Below are 18064 nucleotides of genomic sequence, written 5' to 3' on the forward strand. Positions count from 1 at the left end.
ATCCGCTCCCACGCCGTGTCGCTCAGCACCAAACGATCCAAGACGCCCAAGGCCAGCTCCCCAAAGGCAGCCTTGAATCACGTCACGCCGCCTTCGGGAATCCCAAGAGTCCACACGACCTAGAGCAATATCCGACCAACCGGAAACGGCTGATCGGATTTCTTGCTCTAGAAAACATTGATTCTACGGCACGAAATCCGATCACGCTGAAAGAGTGTGATCGGATAGTGCTGTAAGGTCAGCGCAGCTCGATCCGCCGCCCCGGCATTGCGCCGGACGCAAGGCCGCAGACCGAGCGCACCATGGCCGCCGGCGCAGGGCTGGCCATGGCCACGCCCTCGCAGACGCCGCGGCGCAAATCATCCTCGTGCCGGTCCACGCCGAAGGATTCCTCCAGCGCGCCATCGGCGTCGAAGCGGTGAAACACGAAGGAGAAGCCGCAGCATCCGTTGCGGCCCATCGTCACCAGCCGCCCGGCGGCGTCGCGGGAAAAGCCGATGCCCGAGACCTCCCCCGCGCGGCGGAAGCGTCCATTCGCCTCCTGCCGCCAAAGGTCCCAGGCGGTGTTCGCGCCGCCATCGATCACCGGCACCCAGAGATCCCCGGCGCGGTCGCCATCCGCATCGGCGATGCGCGGCGCGCTGCGCGGCAGGTCGGAAGCGACGACGATCCGCTGCACCTCGCTGCCGGCCTCCAGCACGCGGATCGTCCAGCGGCCGTCGCCGAAGGCGGCGCGCAGATCGAGCGGCGGCGCGTTCTGGCGGGTGGCGCGCAGCGTCGTCTCGGCGGAAGCCGGTGCCGCGCACAGCAGCAGCAGCGCCGCCAGCGCCGCCCTCATCACCCGCCCCGCCCGTGGCGCGCGAGGACGGCGCGCAGCGCGTCGAGGTCGATCGCCTCCACCTTCGCCCGCCGCCCCGTGCGGCCATCCCGGCCGATGGTCGTGGTCGCCATGGTCAGCGCGTTCAGCACCGCTTCCTCCACCGCCTCCGCCGCCGCGACGAACAGCGGCGACATGCGGTCGTTCGGCCAGTCGGCGACGATCGCCTGGTGGGCGCGGCGCTCGGCCGTGCGCCGCACGCCGGGATGGGTGCTGAAGGCGATGGCGTAGTCGCCCGACCCGTCGCTGAAGGCCGCCCCGGTGCGCGCGAGCCCCGCCATGGCGCGGGCGGCCAGGCGCGACAGGTTGCGGTCCGACAGCGGCGCGTCTGTGGCAAGCACCACCATCACCGACCCGTCCGCATCGCCCCGATCGGTGTGTTCCTTCAGGTACCAGCGGCCGAGCTCCCGCCCGACCGGCACGCCATCCATCGCCAGCACGCCGCCGTAATTCGCCTGCACCAGCGCGCCCAGCGTCCAGCCGCCGAGCGCGGGCGGCAGGATGCGGGAGGAAGTGCCGATCCCGCCCTTGAAGCCGAAGGCGACGGTGCCCGTGCCGGCGCCGACGCAGCCTTCCGCGACGGGGCCTTCCGCCGCGCCGTCCAGCGCCTGCAGCACATGCGCGGCCGTGACGCCGCGCGCGCGGATGTCGTTCAGCCGCCCGTCATTGGTCTCGCCCACCAGGGCGTTGACGCTGACGGCTTCGGGATTGCGGGCGAGCGTCCAGTCGACGAGCGCCTCCACCGCCCGCCCGACGGCGAGCGTGTTGGTCAGCACGATCGGCGTCTCGATCTCGCCGAGTTCCGCGACCTGCGTCGCACCCGCCAGCTTGCCGTAGCCGTTGATGACCGACAGCCCCGCGGGCAGTCGGTCGGCATAGGGGTTGCCGCCATGGGGCAGGATCGCGGTGACGCCGGTGCGCGTCGCCTCGCCTTCGGCCAGCGTGACATGGCCGACGCGCACGCCGGCGACGTCGGTGAGGGCGTTCAGCGCCCCGGGGCGGAAGATGCCCGGGGCGAGGCCGAGGTCGCGCGCGCGGAGGCGCTCGCTCACCCGGCGAGCGCCGCCTTCACCGCCGCCAGCGCCTCGGCCGCCTTGTCGGCCTCGGGCCCGCCGGCCTGGGCCATGTCCGGCCGGCCGCCGCCGCCCTTGCCGCCCACCGCGGCCGCGGCCGCGCGCACGAGGGCGACGGCATCCGCCTTGCCCTTCGCCGCATCGCCGGTCGCGACCACGATCGACGCCTTGCCCTCGGCGGTGGAGACGAGGGCCACCACATCCGCCGTGCCGCCCTTGAGGATCGCTTCCGCAAGGCCCTTGAGGTCGCGCGCGGGCACCTCGCCCAGGTCGCGCAGGGCGAGCCGCAGCCCGGCCACTTCCTCGACCTCCGCCCCGCCGCCGCCGGTTGCGAGCTTCTTGCGCAGGTCGGAGACCTCGCGCTCCAGCTTCCGCCGGTCCTCGACCAGGGTGGCGATGCGCGAGGCGAGCTCGCCCGGCTGCACCTTCAGCACCGCGGCCGCGGCGATGAGGCTCTCCTCCATCCCCGCGATGACGGCGAGCGCCGCATCGCCGGTCACCGCCTCGATGCGGCGCACGCCGGCCGAGACGGCGCTCTCGCTCACCAGCTTGAACAGGCCGATGTCGCCGGTGCGGCGGACATGCGTGCCGCCGCAGAGCTCCAGCGAATAGACGCCGTGCTTCTCCACAGCCGCCGGGTCGTGGCCCATGCCGACGACGCGGACCTCCTCGCCGTACTTCTCGCCGAACAGGGCCATCGCGCCGGCCTCGACCGCGGCCTCGGGCGTCATCAGGCGCGTGACGACCTCGGCATTCTCGCGGATGCGGGCATTCACCTCGGCCTCGACCCAGCGCAGGTCTTCCTCGGTCATCGGCGTGGGCTGGGAGACGTCGAAGCGCAGCCGGTCGGGCGCGTTGAGCGAGCCCTTCTGCGCCACATGCGTCCCGAGCCGCCGGCGCAGCGCCTCATGCAGCAGGTGCGTCGCCGAATGGTGGGCGCGGATGCGGGACCGGCGCGCATGCTCGACCTCCGCCGTCACGGCGAGGCCGGTCTTCGCCTCCCCCGCCACGACGGTGCCGAGATGGACATACAGCGCGCCGAGCTTCTTCTGCGTGTCGCGCACCTCGATCCGGCAGGCGGGGCCCGCCTGGATGATGCCGGTATCGCCCACCTGGCCGCCCGATTCCGCGTAGAAGGGCGTCTGGTTCAGCAGCACCGCGACCTCGGCGCCGACCGGGGCGGCATCGACCGGCTGGCCGTCCCGGACGATGGCGACGATCTCGCCTTCCGCGCTCTCGGTCGTGTAGCCGAGGAATTCGGAGGCCCCGACCTTCTCCTTCAGGTCGAACCAGACCGTCTCGGTCGCGGCCTCGCCCGATCCGGCCCAGGCCGCGCGGGCGCGGCGCTTCTGCTCGGCCATCGCGGCGTTGAAGCCCTCGACATCGACCGGGCGACCTTCCGCGCGCAGCGCGTCCTGGGTCAGGTCGAGCGGGAAGCCATAGGTGTCGTACAGCCGGAAGGCGACGTCGCCGGGCAGGGTCTGGCCGGAGCCCAGCCGCGCCGTCTCCTCCGCCAGCAGCCCCAGGCCGCGTTCCAGCAGGGAGCGGAAGCGGGTTTCCTCCAGCCGCAGGGTCTCGGAGATCAGCGCCTCGGCGCGCACCAGTTCGGGATAGGCCGCGCCCATCTGGCGCACCAGGGCAGGCAGCAGCCGGTGCATCAGCGGGTCGCGCGAGCCCATCATGTGCGCGTGGCGCATCGCACGGCGCAGGATGCGGCGCAGCACGTAGCCGCGGCCCTCATTGGACGGCAGCACGCCGTCGGCGATCAGGAAGGCGCCGGCGCGCAGGTGATCGGACACCACACGATGGCTGGCGCGGAAGGGGCCGTCGGGCTCCTGCCCCGTGGCTTCCGCGCTGGCGAGGATCAGCGCGCGCAGCGTGTCGGTGTCGTAGTTGTCGTGCTTGCCCTGGAGGATGGCGGCGAAGCGCTCCAGCCCCATGCCGGTGTCGATGGACGGCTTGGGCAGCGGGTTGCGCGTGCCGGCCGGTTCCTCGAGGAACTGCATGAAGACCAGGTTCCAGATCTCGATGAACCGGTCGCCGTCCTGGTCCGGGCTGCCCGGCGGGCCGCCGGGGATCTTGTCGCCGTGGTCGAAGAAGATCTCCGAGCACGGGCCGCAGGGGCCGGTGTCGCCCATGCGCCAGAAATTGTCGGAGGTGGGGATGCGGATGATGCGGCTGTCGGGCAGGCCGGCGACCTTCTTCCAGATCGCGGGGGCTTCCTCGTCCTCGGAGAAGACGGTGACTAGCAGCCGGTCCTTGGGCAGGCCGAAATCCTTGGTCAGCAATTCCCAGGCGTAGGGGATCGCCTGTTCCTTGAAGTAGTCGCCGAAGGAGAAGTTGCCCAGCATCTCGAAGAAGGTGTGGTGCCGGGCGGTGTAGCCGACATTGTCCAGGTCGTTGTGCTTGCCGCCGGCGCGCACGCTTTTCTGGGCCGTGGTGGCGCGGGTGTAGGCGCGCTTTTCCTGGCCCGTGAAGACGTTCTTGAACTGGACCATGCCGGAATTCGCGAACATCAGCGTCGGGTCGTTGCGGGGCACGAGCGGGCTGCTGTCCACCACCTCATGGCCGTTGCGGCGGAAGTAGTCGAGGAAGGTGGCCCGGATGTCGTTGCTGCTCGTCATGTCCGATCCGTCGCGACGCCCCGGAAAACAGGGCATCGGCAAGGTGTTGACCCAAGGGCGGGACAGGTAGCGCGCGGGCGGCGGTGCGTGAAGGGGTGGGCGGGCGGGCGGCGGCCCCGGGGGGGGGGCTTCGCCGCCCGCCGCCGGGTCAGCCGTAGCGGACGGGCTGCGGCGCCAGCGGATCGTCGCCCAGCATGTAGCTGCGGCAGAAGATGCAGTGGAAGGTGGCGAGGCTCGGCATGTCCTTCTTCGCGGCCTTCACCGCCTCCTCCAGCGGCATGCCGAGGAAGACGTTCCAGCGGTTACGGACGGTGAGGATGCTGCCGCCCCAGTCGGCCATGAGTTCCGCCAGCACCTGGCGCTGGGCCTCGGGGTCGGCGGAGATCATGGAGCCGAACTTGGTCGTCCGCTGGTAGTCGCGGGTGTTCACCGTCCGGGCCACCTGCTCGTAGGTCTCGACCACCTCGGTGCCGCTCTCGCCCGCATGGGCGCCCTGGTACTTGCTGAGGAGGTAGTTCGGGCATTGCTGGCCGCCCGAGAAGCTCTCGACGGGCCGCGCCTTCGACAGGCTCCTGGCGATGTTGCTGATGCCGGGGTCGAGCAGCGCCGCGCCGTGCTGGCCGTAGAAGACGATCTTCACGCCGTCCGGCACCTTGAACATGCGGTTTTCCCGCACGTAGCCGCCATGGGCGGAGATCAGGCAGTCGCTCGAATTGGTCGAGGACTTGAAGAGGTAGAAATAGCCGCCGCCGATCGGCGTGGCGCCCGCGGGCTTCTGCTTCGCCATCGTGATCCTCCGTCTCGACACAAGAAACCGGCGCGGTGCCAGGGGGGGGGCACCGCGCCGGTTCTTGTGAATACAGGCGGAAGATAAGCGATTCCTGAGCGCCGGCCAGATCCCCCGGCGCGCCGCGGGCTACTCCGCCGCGATCGCCTCGTCGTCCTCGCCGGCGCCGGAGAGCATCTGCTCGGACAGCAGCCCCGCCTGGCCGCGGATGCGCTGCTCGATGGACGACGCCATCTCCGGATGGTCGCGGAGGAACTGCTTGGCGTTCTCCCGCCCCTGGCCGATGCGCTGGCTGTCGCAGGAGAACCAGGCGCCGGACTTCTCGACCACGTTCGCCTTGACGCCGAGGTCGACCAGCTCGCCCACCTTGCTGATGCCCTCGCCGTACATGATGTCGAACTCCACCTCCCGGAACGGGGGGGCCATCTTGTTCTTCACCACCTTGACGCGGGTGTGGTTGCCGGTGACCTCGTCGCGGTCCTTGATCGCGCCGATCCGGCGGATCTCCATGCGGACCGAGGCATAGAACTTCAGCGCGTTGCCGCCCGTGGTCGTCTCCGGGTTGCCGAACATGACGCCGATCTTGAGCCGGATCTGGTTCAGGAAGATCAGCAGCGTGTTGGACTTGGAGACCGAGCCGGTCAGCTTGCGCAGCGCCTGCGACATCAGGCGGGCATGCAGGCCGACATGGCTGTCGCCCATCTCGCCTTCCAGTTCGGCGCGGGGCACCAGCGCCGCGACGCTGTCCACGACCAGCACGTCGACCGCGCCGGAGCGCACGAGCGTGTCGGCGATCTCGAGCGCCTGCTCCCCCGCATCGGGCTGGCTGATCAGCAGGTTGTCGACATCGACGCCGAGCTTCTTGGCGTAGCCCGGGTCGAGCGCGTGCTCGGCATCGACGAAGGCGCAGGTCCCGCCCTTCTTCTGCGCTTCCGCGATCACATGAAGCGCGAGCGTCGTCTTGCCCGAGGATTCCGGCCCGTAGATCTCGACGATGCGGCCCTTGGGCAGCCCGCCGATCCCGAGCGCCAGGTCGAGCCCGAGCGACCCGGTGGAGACCACCTCGATCGCCCCGTCCTGCGCCTGGCGCGCGCCAAGGCGCATGATCGAGCCCTTGCCGAAGGCGCGCTCGATCTGGCTGAGCGCGGCGTCGAGCGCCTTTCCCTTGTCCATGCCTGTCCCCCGCTGCGGCGGCTTCTCAACCATAGGGCGATATTCTCCGGTAAGTCCATCGCCCAATCGAAACGATCCGACAGGCCGTCGGACCCGTCGGGCCGTCGAACCACCCGCGCATGACGGGTCGATTCGGCGCAAGGGAATGATGCCCCCGGACGCCTCGCACCGCAAGAACATATTAAGAACATCCGCGCCCGGGCGCGGGCCGCGCTACTCCGGCGCTTCCCAGCCGTCGCCGACGGCCGCGACCAGTTCCGCCATGCGGAACGGCTTGCCGAGGAAGCGGAAGCCGCGCGCGGCCAGGTTCACGCCCACCGCCCGCTGCGCGTAGCCGGACACGAGCACGATCGTCATCTCGGGGTACCTGGCCTTCACCGCCTCCCCCAGCGCGAGCCCGTCCATCTCCCCGGGCATGGTCACGTCGGAGACCATCACCTCCGGCACGAAGCCGTCCTCGAGGATGGCGAGCGCGTCCTCGGCATCCTCCGCCTCCCGCACCTCATGCCCAGCGGCGGTCAGGGCGCGGACGGCCAGGCGGCGCAGCGGCGTCTCGTCCTCCACCAGCAGCACGCGGCGCAGGCCCGATGGCGCGGCGGATTCGGCGCGGGGGGCGGCGACCTGCTCCACCTCCTCATGCACCGCGGGGAACCAGAGGTGGAACACGGTGCCCGACCCGGGGCGGGAGGCGACGCCGACATGCCCGCCCGACTGGCGCAGCACGCCGAGCACGGTCGACAGCCCCAGCCCCGTCCCGCCTTCGCCGCGCCGCGTCGTGTAGAAGGGCTCGAAGATGCGGGAGATCATCTCGCGCGGGATCCCCCGCCCCTGGTCCTCCACCGCCAGCACGGCCCATTCGCCGGGCGGCACGATGCTGCCCTGCACGGGCGTCTCCTCGGTCAGCCGCACCGCGGCCAGCGAGACGCGGATCGTCCCGCCATTCGGCATGGCGTCGCGCGCGTTGACGACGAGGTTCAGCAGCACCTGGTCGAGCTGCGTCGGATCGACGCGCACCCGCGGCCCGGGATCGGCGAGCGAGAGCTCGATCGGGTGCCGCCGCCCGAGCAGCCGCTGGAGCAGCGGCGCGATCTGCTGCACCGCCTGGCGCAGCGCGACGACGCGGGGTGCCAGGGATTGCTGGCTCGCGAAGGCCAGCAGCTGGCGCACCAGCCGCGCCCCGCGCGCCGCGCTGTCGAGGATCTGGCGCAGGTCCTCGACCGTCGCGGCATCGGGCTGGCGGGCGAGCGAGGCCTCGGCCGCGCCCGAGATCGCGGCGAGCAGGTTGTTGAAGTCGTGCGCGAGGCCGCCGGCGAGCTGGCCGACCGATTGCAGCCGCGCCCCCTGCTCGAGCTGCGCCTCGATCCGCCGCCGCGCCGTCACGTCGGCGATGCGCAGCAGCGCGCCGGGTTCGCCGCGCAGCGGGCGGCAGAACACTTCCACCATGGAATCGGCCGGCAGGCCCGGGTCGGCGAGCCGCGCCGTCACGACCGGCGCCGCCTGCCCCCCCAGCGCGGTGGCGATGGCGCCGGCGACCGCCGCGCGGGTCTCGGCGCTGAACAGCGGCGCGGCGAGCTCGCCCGCGGTCGGCAGCGGCCCAGCGCCGCAGAGCCGCCCCAGCGCCTGGTTCGCGAAGCGGATGCGCCCATCCGTGCCGAGCACGGCGAGGCCCACGGACTCCTCGGACTGGAACAGGCGCTGGAAGGCCGCCTCCTCCCCCTCACCATCACGCCGCGCTGTCACCCCGCCTGCCCCCTTCCGCCGAGCCGCCAGACATAGGCGATGATCTCGGCGACGGCCTGATAATGCTCCGGAGGTATCTCGGTCTCCAACTCCAGCCGGAACAGGGCCCGGGCGAGCGGCGGGTTCGACACGATCGGCACGCCCGACTCGGTCGCCACCTCCCTGATCCGGGCCGCCACCGCGTCCGCTCCCTTGGCGACGATGCGCGGCGCGGCCGACCCGCCCTGGTCGTAGGCGAGGGCCACGGCGAAGTGGGTCGGGTTGGTGATGATCACCGCCGCCTTCGGCACCGCCGCCATCATCCGGCTGCGCGCGCGCTTTTCCCGGATCTGCCGGAGCCGCGCCTTGATGTGCGGGTCGCCTTCCGATTCGCGCATTTCCTCCTTCAGGTCCTGCCGGCTCATGCGCAGCTGCCGCAGGTGCCGGAAGCGCACCCAGAGGTAGTCGAGCGCCGCGATCGCGGCGAAGGCGGCGAGAGCGGCGAGCGCGAGGTCGAGCGAGGCCTGGCCCGAGCGCGCCAGCAGCGCCCCCGCCGGCAGGTGCAGCAGCGCCGGCAGCCCGGCGATGTCGCCCACCGCCCACCACAGCGCCGCGCCGACGAGGCCGAGCTTGATCAGCGTGCGCAGGAACTCGATCGCGCCTTCCACCCCGAACAGCCGCTTCAGCGCGGCGAGCGGGTTGATGCGCGACAATTGCGGCTTGAGCCCCTTGGCCGAGACCAGCAGCCGCGTCTGCCCGAAGGTCGCCGCGACCGCGCCGGCCGCCGCCAGCATCGCCGCCGGCAGCGCCGCCATCAGCCCCAGCCGTGCCATCTCGATCGCCGCGTCGAGGGGGACCAGTTCGTGCGATCGCGCCATCGCGCCACGAAAGCCGCGCATCATCTCGGCGCCCAGCGGCGGCAGGGCGATCATCAGCCCCAGCACGCCCCCGGCCAGCGCGCCGAGCCCGGCCAGTTCGCGCGAGACGGCGACCTGGCCTTCCTCACGCGCCTTCTCGATCCGCCGTGGCGTTGCGGCTTCTGTCTTGTCCTCGGCCTCGTTCTCCTGGCCACCGCCCTCCGCCATGGCTCAGCGCAGCCCGGGCAGGATGAGGAAGGCGTCGCGCGCGGCCTCGGCAAAGACGCCCAGCAGCGGCGGCATGATCACGGCGAGCAGCGCCACGCCCGCCAGCACCTGCCCCGGCACCGCGACGAAGTAGACCTGCACCTGCGGCGCGATGCGCGCGAGCAGGCCGAGCGCCACGTTGATGACGATCGCCGCGAGCACGAAGGGTGCCGCGAGCCGCAGCGACAGCGCCAGGCTCTCCCCGGCCGCGACGGCGAAGACCTCCGCCCCCGCCCCCGCCGGGAAGGGGTCGCCCGCCGGCAGCACCGCGTAGGATTCCACCAGCGCGCGCAGCGGGATCACGTACAGGCCGGTGCCGAGCACCACCACCACGGCGGCGAGCGAGAGCAGCCGCCCCGTCGCCGTGCCCATCGCGCCCAGCGCCGGGTCCGGCACCATCGCCTGGGCAAGGCCGAGCAGCAGCGCGATCGCCTGCCCCGCCACCGCCATGGCGATGACGACGAGCCGCGCCAGGCCGCCGATCCACAGCCCAACGATCACCTCGATCAGGATCAGCCGCACCGCTTCCCCCGCCTCATCCGGCGGCGCGGGCAGCGCCGGGGCGAGCAGCGGGAACATCAGCAGGACAAGCCCAAGCCCGAGGCCGAGGCGGATGCTGGCGGGCACCTCCTCCTCCCCCAGCCCGGGCAGGACCATCGCGGCGGCACCCAGGCGCGCGAACAGCAGCGCGGCCTGGAAGGCCAGCAGCGGCAGTTGGGCGAGGAGTTCGGCGGGCTCCATCTCAGCCCTTCAGGCCGACCTCGACCACCGCCTGGAACAGGCTGCTGGCATAGCCGCGCAGCACGCCCGACATGAAGGGGCCGAGCAGCAGCAGCGCGGCGGCGAGCACCGCGACCTTGGGCAGGAAGCCGAGCGTCGCCTCGTTCACCTGCGTCAGCGCCTGCACCACGGCGACGACCAGGCCGACGACGAGCAGGAGGATCAGGATCGGGCCGCCGATCTGCAGCGTGACCCACAGCGCTTCCCGCGAGGCGAGCGCGACCTCGTTCACGGGCGCGGCTTTCGGGCGGTCGGTCGGCGGAGCATGGCGTGGCCCTCAAGTTTTCCGGGGCGGCATCCGGGCCCTTTCTGGACCCGTCAGTCGAAGGCGCGGCGGATCAGATCGGCATCCGCATGACGTCCTGGTAGGCGGCGACGACGCGGTCGCGGACGGCGACGGCGGTCTGCAGGGTGAGTTCGGCGCGGCCGACGGCGAGCACCACGTCGGTCACGCTGCCCTGGCCGGTCAGCGCGCGGGTGGTGGTGGCATCGGCCTCGCGGCCGACCTCGACGGCCTGTTCCATGGCGCGGGTCAGCGCGGCGCCGAAGCCCGCGCCCCCCGTCCCGCCCGTGGCGGCGCCGGGCAGCGCGTCGGCTGCGCGATAGGCGGCGGCGGCACCCGCCGGGGCCAGCGCGATCGTCATTGACGCAGCGCCTCGATCGTCCGGGTCAGCATGCCGCGCGTGACTTCCAGCACGGAGAGGTTGGCGGCGTAGGAACGCTGCGCCTCGCGCATGTCCATCGTCTCCATCATGCTGTCGACATTCGGCGTGCGGACATAGCCGCGCGCATCGGCCGCCGGGTGGGACGGGTCGTGGCGCAGCGGGAATTCGCCCGGCTGGGTGCCGACGCGGGAGACGCGCACGGTGGCCGTGCCGAGTTCCCGGTCCATCCGGTTCTGGAAGGTGACGGTCTTGCGCCGGTAAGGATCGGCGCCCGGCGACTGGCCGACGCTGTCGCGGTTGGCGAGGTTCTCGGCCACCACGCGCAGGCGCGTGGACTGCGCCTGCATGCCGGCGGCGGAGATGCGCAGAGCGCGGTCGAGGTCCATGCCCCTTCTCCGTTACTGGTTGCGGCCGAGGGCCGTGCGGAACAGCCCGACGTAGCGGCGGTGCAGGCCGACCGCGAGCTGGTGCGCGGTTTCGGTGTCGGCGATGCGCATCGCCTCCCGGTCCAGCGCCACGCCGTTGCCGTCGATGGTGCGTTCCACCGGCCGCCTTTCCCGCTGCGCCTGCGGGCCCGCGCCGTTGGCGCCGGCGAGATGCAGCGGGTTCGTCTGCCGCATGGCGGCGCTGTTGGCGACGCGGCCCAGCGTTTCCTGGAACGGCCGCAGGTCCGACGGCCGGTAGCCCGGCGTGTCGGCATTGGCGACGTTCTGCGACAACACGCGCTGGCGCGCGTCGAGCCAGCGCATCCTGGTCTCGGCAAGGGCGATCGGGCCGGTGCGGGTCGGGTCCATGGGACGCTTCTCGCATCCGCCGCACGAAGGATCGGTTAACGCCGCACAATCCCTTCGCGCCGACGCGCGCGGCAACGCCCCGGTAACCAGTCCGTGCGTCTTATGCGGGGCATGATGTTCGGCGAACCCCCATCCCGCGAGGCCGTCGAGGCCCGGCAGGCCGAGATCGTGCTCGCCGCGGCCGAGGCGATGGAAGCCACCCTCTCGGTGGCCGAGGCGCTGGTGGCCGAGCGTCGCCGCATCGACCTCACAGGCCTCGAGGACGAGATCGGCCGGCTCTGCGCCGCGGCGCTCGCCGCCCCGCGGGCGGCCGCGCCGGCGCTGCGCGTGCGCTTCGAGGCCATGGTGCGTTCGCTCGACCGGCTGCGCGCCGGCCTCGGGCCGCCCTAGCGCTCCACCCCACCCGAACCGCCGGCAGGAGGCCGCGGAATGACCCCCGACATGACAACCTGGATGACCGCCGCCGGCGCGCTGGCCGCCGTGGTCGCGCTCATCCTGCTCGCCGCGCGGATCGCCCGCGGCGCGGGCCTCGCCCCGCGCATGGGCGCGGGCGGGCGGATGAAGGTGGAGGAGGTGCTGGCGCTCGATGCGCGGCGCCGCCTGCTGCTGGTCCGCTGCGACGGGCGCGGCCTGCTGCTGCTGACCGGCGGCGCGAAGGACGAGGTCGTCGGCTGGCTGCCGGAGGGCGGGGCATGAGGCGCTGGCTTTTCCTCCTCCTCGCCGTCGCGCTGCTGCTGCCGGGTGGCGCGCTGGCGCAGTCGGTCGCGATCGACCTCGGCCAGAACGGGCAGCCGGGCGCCACCGCGCGGCTCGTTCAGCTGACGGCGCTGATCGGGCTGCTTTCCCTCGCCCCGTCCCTGCTGGTCATGGCGACGGCCTTCGCGCGCATCGTCATCGTGCTGTCGCTGCTGCGCAGCGCGATCGGCGCGCAGGGCATCCCGCCCAACCCGGTGCTGGTGGGCCTCGCGCTGTTCCTGACCTTCTTCGTCATGCAGCCGGTCTTCGAGGCGTCCTGGACGCAGGGCATCCAGCCCATGACCGACGGGCGGATGGGGGAGATCGCCGGCCTGCAGGCCGCGGCCGAGCCCTTCCGGCGCTTCATGGCGGCCAATGTGCGGGAGGAGGACCTGATGCACTTCGTCCAGCTCGCCGGCCTGCCCGCGCCCGAATCGGCCGAAGCCGCGCCCTATCGCGCCCTGGTGCCAGCCTTCATGGTCAGCGAGCTGAAGCGCGCCTTCGAGATCGGCTTCCTGCTGTTCCTGCCCTTCCTCGTCATCGACATGGTGGTCGCCAGCGTCCTGATGTCGCTCGGCATGATGATGCTGCCGCCATCGGTCGTGGCGCTGCCCTTCAAGCTGATTTTCTTCGTGCTGGTCGACGGGTGGCGGCTCGTCTCCGCCTCCCTCGTGCAGGGTTTCGCCGGGATCTGAACCCCGGGTCCGAGGCAGGGCGGCGCAATCCGCGCCCCCTGGAAAGCGTGGCCGCGCTCCACCACCTCCCGCGTCGTTGCCGGTTCGTGTCGACCGGCGGCCAATGACGACGTCCGGGAGACCCTGCATGCCCACCCGCCGCCTCCTGCTGGCCGCCGCAGGCGCCAGCCTCGCCGCCCCTGCCCTCGCCCAGGGCGACTGGCCGAACCGGCCGGTCAGGATCATCGTCCCCTTCCCGCCGGGGCAGTCGACCGACATCATCGCGCGGCTGCTGGCCGACGACCTGTCCCGCCGCTGGCCGCAGCGGGTGGTGGTCGAGAACCGCGCCGGCGGCGCCGGCGCACCGGCGCTCGAGATGGGCGCGCGCGCAGCGCCGGACGGCTACACGCTCGTCGCCGGCTCGATCGGACCGCTTGCCGTCAACCCGGCCGTGATGGCGCGCCTGCCCTACGACCCGGAACGCGACTTCGCGCCGATCACCAACCTCACCCTCGTGCCGCTGGCGATCATCGCCCATCCCTCCTTCCCGGCGAACGGGCCGCAGGACTGGGCGGCGGCGGCGCGCGGCGCGGCGCAGCCGCTCGACCTCGCCACCGCCGGGCCGGCCAGCGGGGCGCACATGGCCGCCGAATTCCTCGCGCACAGCGCGGGGCTGCGCTTCAACATGGTGCATTACCGCGGCAGCGGGCCGGCCATCGCCGACCTTGTGGGCGGGACGGTGCGGCTGATGACCGACAGCGTCGCCTCCGCGCTGCCGAACATCCGCGGCGGCCGCGTCAAGGCGATCGGCGTCATGACGCCCGCGCGCGTGCCCTGGCTGCCCGACGTGCCGAGCTTCGCCGAGACGATCCTGCCGGGCTTCCAGGCCTTCGGCTGGAACGGCCTCGTCGCGCCCGCGGGAACACCGGCGGAGATCCTGCGCCGCATCCAGGCGGATGTCGCCGCGGCACTCGCCGAGCCCGCGATGCGCGCGCGCATCGACGAGCAGGGCATGCTGCCGGACCCCCAGACGCCGGACCAGTTCACCGCCTTCCTGCGCGCCGAGATCGCCCGGTGGCGGGAGGTGGCGCGCGTCGCGAATGTCCGCCTGGAAGGCTAGCCGCGCGGCAGGTGCTCGGCGATGTAGGGCGGGAGGTGGAAGGCGCCGGCGTGGATCTCCGGCGTCCAGTAGCGCGTCGCCCCCAGGATGCCGGCCGCCGCCGCGCGCCGGCGGATCTCCTCGACCGGCACGGCGCGGCAGGCGGCGTCCTTCGCCGCCCAGCCGAGCGTCATGAAGCCGCCGACATAGGTCGGCACGGCGGCCACATAGGCCCAGATGTCCGGGAAGGCCTTGCCGCGGCGGACCGACGTCTCGCGCAGTTCATCGGCCTGCATCTGCGGCACGCCGCACTGGTTCACGACCAGGCCGCGCGCGGTCAGCAGGCGGGCGCAATTGGCGTAGAACTCGTCGGTGAACAGCACCTCCCCCACGCCGATCGGGTCGGTGCTGTCCACGATCACCACGTCGAAGGACGCGTCCGGCGCGCGGCGGACATAGTCGATGCCGTCGGCCACCAGCACCTCGGCGCGCGGGTCGCTCCACGCGTCGCCCGCGATGGTGGGGAGGAATTCCTTGGCGAGGCGGATCACCTCGCCGTCGATCTCCACCATCACCGCGCGCTCGACGCCCTTGTGCTGCAGCACGCGGCGCAGCACGCCGCCATCGCCCGCGCCGATGATCAGCACGTCCTTCGCCGCGCCGTGCGCCAGCAGCGGCACATGGGCGATCATCTCCTGGTAGGAGAACTCGTCCGCTTCCGTGATCTGCACCACGCCGTCGAGCATCATGACGCGGCCATGCGTCTCGCTCTCGAACACCATGATGTCCTGGAAGTCCGACCGCACGCGCGCGAGTTCGCGCTTCACCCGGAAACGCTGGCCCCAGGCGGCGTAGAGCGTCTCGTTCACCCAGAGGTCGTAGGCCATGGCGATGCCCCCGCAATGCGAAGGGGCCGGGCGCGACCGCCCGACCCCCCGCGTTCCGTCGATGAAGCCGGCGTCAGCCGATCAGGCCGCGCTTGTGCTCGGCAAGCTGCACGCGCTCCGGCAGGAAGCCGCGCTTGAGCGCGGCGATCGCCTTGTACGGGTCGCAGTCGCCGCAGACGAAGATGTCGAGCGCGGCGTAGTCGCGCTCCGGCCAGGTGTGGATCGATACATGGCTCTCCGCCAGCACCAGCACGCCCGACACGCCGCCATTGGGCGAGAAGTGGTGGAAATGCCCGTGCAGGATCGTCGCGCCCGTGGCGAGCGCGCCTTCGCGCAGCACCGCGTCGATATGCGCGGGGTCGTCGAGGTTCGTCGCCCCCCACAGATCCACGATCAGGTGCGTCCCGGCGTAGCGGACGCCGTTGCGCTGCACGAAGTAATCCTTCTCGGGGTGCGCCGAGCCGATATCCTCGTTGTTCCGGGTGTCGCTCGGCAGATCCGAGACCATCCCCGGTTGGACGAGAGCTTCCATGTCAGGGCTCCTTCCAGCCAGCAGATGACCAGGGCGGTCGGGAAATTCCGACCATTGGGTCAACGGCGGCGCGATATGAGGCACGGGGGTCCGGGGCGCAAGCGAAATTCGCCCCCGGGGACCGGAAATTTTGCAGATCCCCCACCCGGGGGACGCGCATCTCAGCGCGCGACCTGGACGGGCGCCCGCAAGGCCTCCAGTCGGGAGGGCAGCAAACGCAACATGCCGATCTCCTGCTGCACGCGCGGCAGGTCCGCAAGGCCCCGCAGCGGGTCGGAGGTCAGCGCCGCGAAGGCCTCGGCCAGCGGGCCGTCGCGCATCCGCTCGCCATGCGCCTCGCGCAGCGCGGCGAGCGCGGCGTCGTCGCCGGCCAGCGCCGCGAAGGCCGCCGTGCGGGCGAGCGCGACGCGATCCTCCCGCGCGAGCGGCGCGGGCGCCGCCGGCAGGCGAATCGCGAGGTGCTCGTTCATCGCGCCGAGCGCGGCGGGCCAGTCCTGCGCCTCCGCATGCAGTTCCGCGCGCGCCGCGGCACCGGACGGGCCGAGCGCGGCGAGCACCTCGATCGCCTCCGGCCGCTGGCCGCGACGGGCCAGCGCCCGGGCGCGCAGATGTGCGCGGCGTTCGCCGAGCGCGGGATCCATCCCCGGCGCCTCGCTGCCGTCCAGGGCGGCGAGCGTGCCGGCGGCATCGCCCTCGGCCGCGCGCAGCGCGGCCAGGCGCGCGCCGATCGAAGGCTTCGCTCCCTGCGCGCCCGGCGCGTCCATCGCGCGGCGGAGCATGGCGGAGGCGCGGTCGGTCAGGTCGAGCGCGACCAGCCGGTCGGCGAGCAGCAGGACCGCCGCCTCCCCGCGCGCGCCGGTCGGGATCAGGTCGGGATGCGCGTCGAACAGCGTCGCGGCGGCGAGCGGCGGCGCGGTCTCGAGCGCCGCGGCGAAGGCGTCGGCCAGTTCGGGGCGGATCTCCGCGGCGCGGTCGGGGAAGAGCCGGCCGGTCTCGTCCAGCAGCGCATAGGCCTGCGGCCCCTGCCCGGCCTGCAGCCGCAGCGCGGCCGCGCGGCGGCGCGTCGTCACTTCCTCCGCCGGGTCGCGCCAGGCAAAGAGCGATTGCTCGAGCGCGGCCGCGGCGGCGGCGGCGTCGATCTCGCCGGCGGCGAGGCGAAGCTCGGCCGTGCGGCGAAGGGCCGCGGCGCGCTGGCGGCGGTCCCGCCCGCGCGCGACGCTCGCATAGCCTTCCAGCGCCTCGGCGCGCTTGCCATCGGCTTCGGCCAGCATGGCGCGCGCCAGGTCTAGGCCCGGCGCGGCGCCGGCATCGGCCACCAGCGCGGCGGCGGCGCGGGCTTCCCCGCCGCCGACCAGCGCCTCGGCCACCAGCGGCAGCACGCGGTCGCGCAGCGCGTCGGGATAGGTCGCGACGATCGGCGCCACCGCGGCGAGCGCGGGGGCCGCGTCCTGCCCACGCGCCATGGCGAGCATCGCGCGCCACAGCGTGACCTCGTCCGTCGCGGGCAGGCGGGGATCGTCCAGGTGGCGCGTCTCGGCCAGGCGGCCCGAGAGCAGCGCCGCGACGCCATGGGCGAGCAGCAGCCGCGCGTCGTCGCGCGCGCGCGGGTCCTCCTGCAGGCCGAGCCCGGCCATCGCCTGGGCTTCCTGCGGCATGCCGAGGCTCAGCAGCGTCTCCGCCGCGTCGCGCCGCAGGTGCCCGCGCGTGAGGGAGGGCGCGCCGCCGAGGCTGACCAGCTGCTGGCGCATGCGTTCGAGCAGCACCGGCACCGCGCCATGCGGCAGTTCGAGAAGGCGGCTCATGGCCGCCGCGGCGGGCGTCACGTCCCGCCCGGTGACGGTGCCGAGCCGGATCGACCCGCCGCCCGCCGCCTGCACCGCGAAGCGGCCTTCGGGAAGCGCGCGGATGGCGAGGTTGTCGGAGCGCGCCAGCACGACGGCGCCGAGCATCGACGGCAGCAGGTCGAATTCCGGCAGCCGGCGGCCCTGCGTGATGCCCGGGCCGGGGCGGCGCAGCGTGGCGGCGAGGAACGTCTCGCCGGTCTCGGGGTCGGTCAGCGCGACGGTGCCGCCGACATCCCCTCCGGTGAAGACCAGGCGCGCGGGCGGGCCGGCCTCGGGCTGCACGCGCAGCGGCTGGGCGTCGGCGGGCTGCGGCTCGCGCGTCGCCTCGAGGATCCAGGCCTCCCCGTCGCGGCGCGCGGCGACGCGGGCGGGTGCGGGCATGTGGACGCGCAGCGCGACGCCGTCGCCGGCCGCGCGCGCCTCGATGCCGGCGAAGACCGGATGGCCGCGCAGCGTCGCCGTGTCGAGCACGAGCGGGCGGTCGAGCACGATGTGCACCCATTCACCACGCCGAAACACGGCAAGCCCGGCATCGGCGCCGGCGGCGACCGAGATGGCGCCGCCCGGCAGGGCGCGGAGCGTGGCGTTGGCCGGCGCCGGCAGCGCCGCGACGGCGCTGCGCGCGTCCTGCGGCGTGGGCGGGCGGGCGCGGGGGCCGTGCGGGAGGGTGCCGCGGC

19 protein-coding genes and 1 pseudogene are annotated in these 18064 nt (G+C 73.0%); 5 read left to right on the top strand and 15 right to left on the bottom strand.

The genetic code is table 11. The features are described from left to right. On the top strand, positions 1–236 hold a 236-nt coding region (locus J5Y09_RS23290; protein WP_209354256.1), incomplete at its 5' end, for a hypothetical protein. Positions 237–238: 2 nt separating this feature from the next. Here the strand turns inward: J5Y09_RS23290 and J5Y09_RS23295 are convergent. The 12 genes from J5Y09_RS23295 to J5Y09_RS23350 all read right to left on the bottom strand — a co-directional run bounded on the left by J5Y09_RS23295 (position 239) and on the right by J5Y09_RS23350 (position 11616). After that, positions 239–838, bottom strand: coding sequence for a hypothetical protein (locus J5Y09_RS23295; RefSeq protein WP_209354257.1), 600 nt, complete (start codon positions 836–838; stop codon positions 239–241). Then, positions 838–1929, bottom strand: a complete 1092-nt coding sequence (locus J5Y09_RS23300; protein ID WP_209354258.1) for a DmpA family aminopeptidase — start codon at positions 1927–1929, stop codon at positions 838–840. The genes J5Y09_RS23295 and J5Y09_RS23300 overlap by 1 nt, the downstream gene beginning before the upstream one ends. Continuing rightward, positions 1926–4574, bottom strand: a complete 2649-nt coding sequence (gene alaS / locus J5Y09_RS23305) for an alanine--tRNA ligase (RefSeq protein WP_209354259.1) — start codon at positions 4572–4574, stop codon at positions 1926–1928. Before alaS ends, J5Y09_RS23300 begins: the two co-directional genes overlap by 4 nt. Before the next feature lie 148 nt (positions 4575–4722). Beyond that, positions 4723–5361, bottom strand: coding sequence for a putative adhesin (locus tag J5Y09_RS23310; RefSeq protein WP_209354260.1), 639 nt, complete (start codon positions 5359–5361; stop codon positions 4723–4725). 129 nt (positions 5362–5490) lie between these two features. Further along, positions 5491–6534: a recombinase RecA gene (recA, locus tag J5Y09_RS23315; RefSeq protein WP_209354261.1), complete on the bottom strand. Its 1044-nt coding sequence runs from the start codon at positions 6532–6534 to the stop codon at positions 5491–5493. A 213-nt stretch (positions 6535–6747) separates the two neighbouring features. Next, on the bottom strand, positions 6748–8274 hold the full coding sequence (locus J5Y09_RS23320) for an ATP-binding protein (RefSeq protein WP_209354262.1): 1527 nt from the start codon (positions 8272–8274) through the stop codon (positions 6748–6750). Next, on the bottom strand, positions 8271–9338 hold the full coding sequence (locus J5Y09_RS23325) for an EscU/YscU/HrcU family type III secretion system export apparatus switch protein (protein ID WP_209354263.1): 1068 nt from the start codon (positions 9336–9338) through the stop codon (positions 8271–8273). The genes J5Y09_RS23320 and J5Y09_RS23325 overlap by 4 nt, the downstream gene beginning before the upstream one ends. Before the next feature lie 3 nt (positions 9339–9341). Further along, positions 9342–10118: a flagellar biosynthetic protein FliR gene (locus J5Y09_RS23330; RefSeq protein WP_209354264.1), complete on the bottom strand. Its 777-nt coding sequence runs from the start codon at positions 10116–10118 to the stop codon at positions 9342–9344. Between the two features lies 1 nt (position 10119). Beyond that, positions 10120–10389 carry a flagellar biosynthetic protein FliQ gene (locus J5Y09_RS23335; RefSeq protein WP_209354265.1) on the bottom strand — a complete coding sequence of 90 codons (270 nt, stop codon included), beginning with the start codon at positions 10387–10389 and terminating at the stop codon, positions 10120–10122. Positions 10390–10495: 106 nt separating this feature from the next. Next, the gene (fliE, locus tag J5Y09_RS23340; RefSeq protein ID WP_209354266.1) at positions 10496–10801 is read right to left on the bottom strand and encodes a flagellar hook-basal body complex protein FliE; all 306 of its coding nucleotides are present in this window, start codon (positions 10799–10801) and stop codon (positions 10496–10498) included. Beyond that, positions 10798–11208: a flagellar basal body rod protein FlgC gene (gene flgC, locus J5Y09_RS23345; RefSeq protein ID WP_209354267.1), complete on the bottom strand. Its 411-nt coding sequence runs from the start codon at positions 11206–11208 to the stop codon at positions 10798–10800. The genes fliE and flgC overlap by 4 nt, the downstream gene beginning before the upstream one ends. 12 nt (positions 11209–11220) lie before the next feature. Beyond that, the gene (locus J5Y09_RS23350) at positions 11221–11616 is read right to left on the bottom strand and encodes a flagellar basal body rod protein FlgB (RefSeq protein ID WP_209354268.1); all 396 of its coding nucleotides are present in this window, start codon (positions 11614–11616) and stop codon (positions 11221–11223) included. A gap of 111 nt (positions 11617–11727) precedes the next feature. On the opposite strand from J5Y09_RS23350, the gene J5Y09_RS23355 reads away from it, so the two are divergent. From J5Y09_RS23355 to J5Y09_RS23370, 4 genes are all read left to right on the top strand, one after another. After that, on the top strand, positions 11728–12006 hold the full coding sequence (locus tag J5Y09_RS23355; RefSeq protein ID WP_209354269.1) for a hypothetical protein: 279 nt from the start codon (positions 11728–11730) through the stop codon (positions 12004–12006). A 51-nt stretch (positions 12007–12057) separates the two neighbouring features. Further along, positions 12058–12312 carry a flagellar biosynthetic protein FliO gene (locus tag J5Y09_RS23360; RefSeq protein WP_209354270.1) on the top strand — a complete coding sequence of 85 codons (255 nt, stop codon included), beginning with the start codon at positions 12058–12060 and terminating at the stop codon, positions 12310–12312. Further along, positions 12309–13046: a flagellar type III secretion system pore protein FliP gene (gene fliP / locus J5Y09_RS23365; RefSeq protein WP_209354271.1), complete on the top strand. Its 738-nt coding sequence runs from the start codon at positions 12309–12311 to the stop codon at positions 13044–13046. The genes J5Y09_RS23360 and fliP overlap by 4 nt, the downstream gene beginning before the upstream one ends. Before the next feature lie 127 nt (positions 13047–13173). Continuing rightward, positions 13174–14145 carry a Bug family tripartite tricarboxylate transporter substrate binding protein gene (locus tag J5Y09_RS23370; RefSeq protein WP_245217381.1) on the top strand — a complete coding sequence of 324 codons (972 nt, stop codon included), beginning with the start codon at positions 13174–13176 and terminating at the stop codon, positions 14143–14145. Here J5Y09_RS23370 and speE read toward each other — a convergent pair. The 3 genes and pseudogenes from speE to J5Y09_RS23385 all read right to left on the bottom strand — a co-directional run. Continuing rightward, the gene (speE, locus tag J5Y09_RS23375; RefSeq protein ID WP_209354273.1) at positions 14142–15011 is read right to left on the bottom strand and encodes a polyamine aminopropyltransferase; all 870 of its coding nucleotides are present in this window, start codon (positions 15009–15011) and stop codon (positions 14142–14144) included. The two genes, J5Y09_RS23370 and speE, sit on opposite strands and share 4 nt — an antisense overlap. A gap of 73 nt (positions 15012–15084) precedes the next feature. Further along, on the bottom strand, positions 15085–15543 hold the full coding sequence (gene speD / locus J5Y09_RS23380) for an adenosylmethionine decarboxylase (protein ID WP_209354274.1): 459 nt from the start codon (positions 15541–15543) through the stop codon (positions 15085–15087). A gap of 161 nt (positions 15544–15704) precedes the next feature. After that, positions 15705–18064 (bottom strand): annotated as a pseudogene (locus J5Y09_RS23385) (hypothetical protein); the annotation flags it as partial.

Source organism: Roseomonas nitratireducens (assembly GCF_017813355.1).
GTDB classification, from domain to species: Bacteria; Pseudomonadota; Alphaproteobacteria; order Acetobacterales; family Acetobacteraceae; genus Neoroseomonas; species Neoroseomonas nitratireducens.

Bases quoted from the DNA above. Each gene is read 5' to 3' on its own strand.
- J5Y09_RS23295 (WP_209354257.1), bottom strand. From the start codon at position 838: ATGAGGGCGGCGCTGGCGGCGCTGCTGCTGCTGTGCGCGGCACCGGCT.
- alaS (WP_209354259.1), bottom strand. From the start codon at position 4,574: ATGACGAGCAGCAACGACATCCGGGCCACCTTCCTCGACTACTTCCGC.
- J5Y09_RS23310 (WP_209354260.1), bottom strand. From the start codon at position 5,361: ATGGCGAAGCAGAAGCCCGCGGGCGCCACGCCGATCGGCGGCGGCTAT.
- recA (WP_209354261.1), bottom strand. From the start codon at position 6,534: ATGGACAAGGGAAAGGCGCTCGACGCCGCGCTCAGCCAGATCGAGCGC.
- J5Y09_RS23325 (WP_209354263.1), bottom strand. From the start codon at position 9,338: ATGGCGGAGGGCGGTGGCCAGGAGAACGAGGCCGAGGACAAGACAGAA.
- J5Y09_RS23330 (WP_209354264.1), bottom strand. From the start codon at position 10,118: ATGGAGCCCGCCGAACTCCTCGCCCAACTGCCGCTGCTGGCCTTCCAG.
- fliE (WP_209354266.1), bottom strand. From the start codon at position 10,801: ATGACGATCGCGCTGGCCCCGGCGGGTGCCGCCGCCGCCTATCGCGCA.
- flgC (WP_209354267.1), bottom strand. From the start codon at position 11,208: ATGGACCTCGACCGCGCTCTGCGCATCTCCGCCGCCGGCATGCAGGCG.
- J5Y09_RS23350 (WP_209354268.1), bottom strand. From the start codon at position 11,616: ATGGACCCGACCCGCACCGGCCCGATCGCCCTTGCCGAGACCAGGATG.
- J5Y09_RS23355 (WP_209354269.1), top strand. From the start codon at position 11,728: ATGATGTTCGGCGAACCCCCATCCCGCGAGGCCGTCGAGGCCCGGCAG.
- J5Y09_RS23360 (WP_209354270.1), top strand. From the start codon at position 12,058: ATGACAACCTGGATGACCGCCGCCGGCGCGCTGGCCGCCGTGGTCGCG.
- fliP (WP_209354271.1), top strand. From the start codon at position 12,309: ATGAGGCGCTGGCTTTTCCTCCTCCTCGCCGTCGCGCTGCTGCTGCCG.
- J5Y09_RS23370 (WP_245217381.1), top strand. From the start codon at position 13,174: ATGCCCACCCGCCGCCTCCTGCTGGCCGCCGCAGGCGCCAGCCTCGCC.
- speE (WP_209354273.1), bottom strand. From the start codon at position 15,011: ATGGCCTACGACCTCTGGGTGAACGAGACGCTCTACGCCGCCTGGGGC.
- speD (WP_209354274.1), bottom strand. From the start codon at position 15,543: ATGGAAGCTCTCGTCCAACCGGGGATGGTCTCGGATCTGCCGAGCGAC.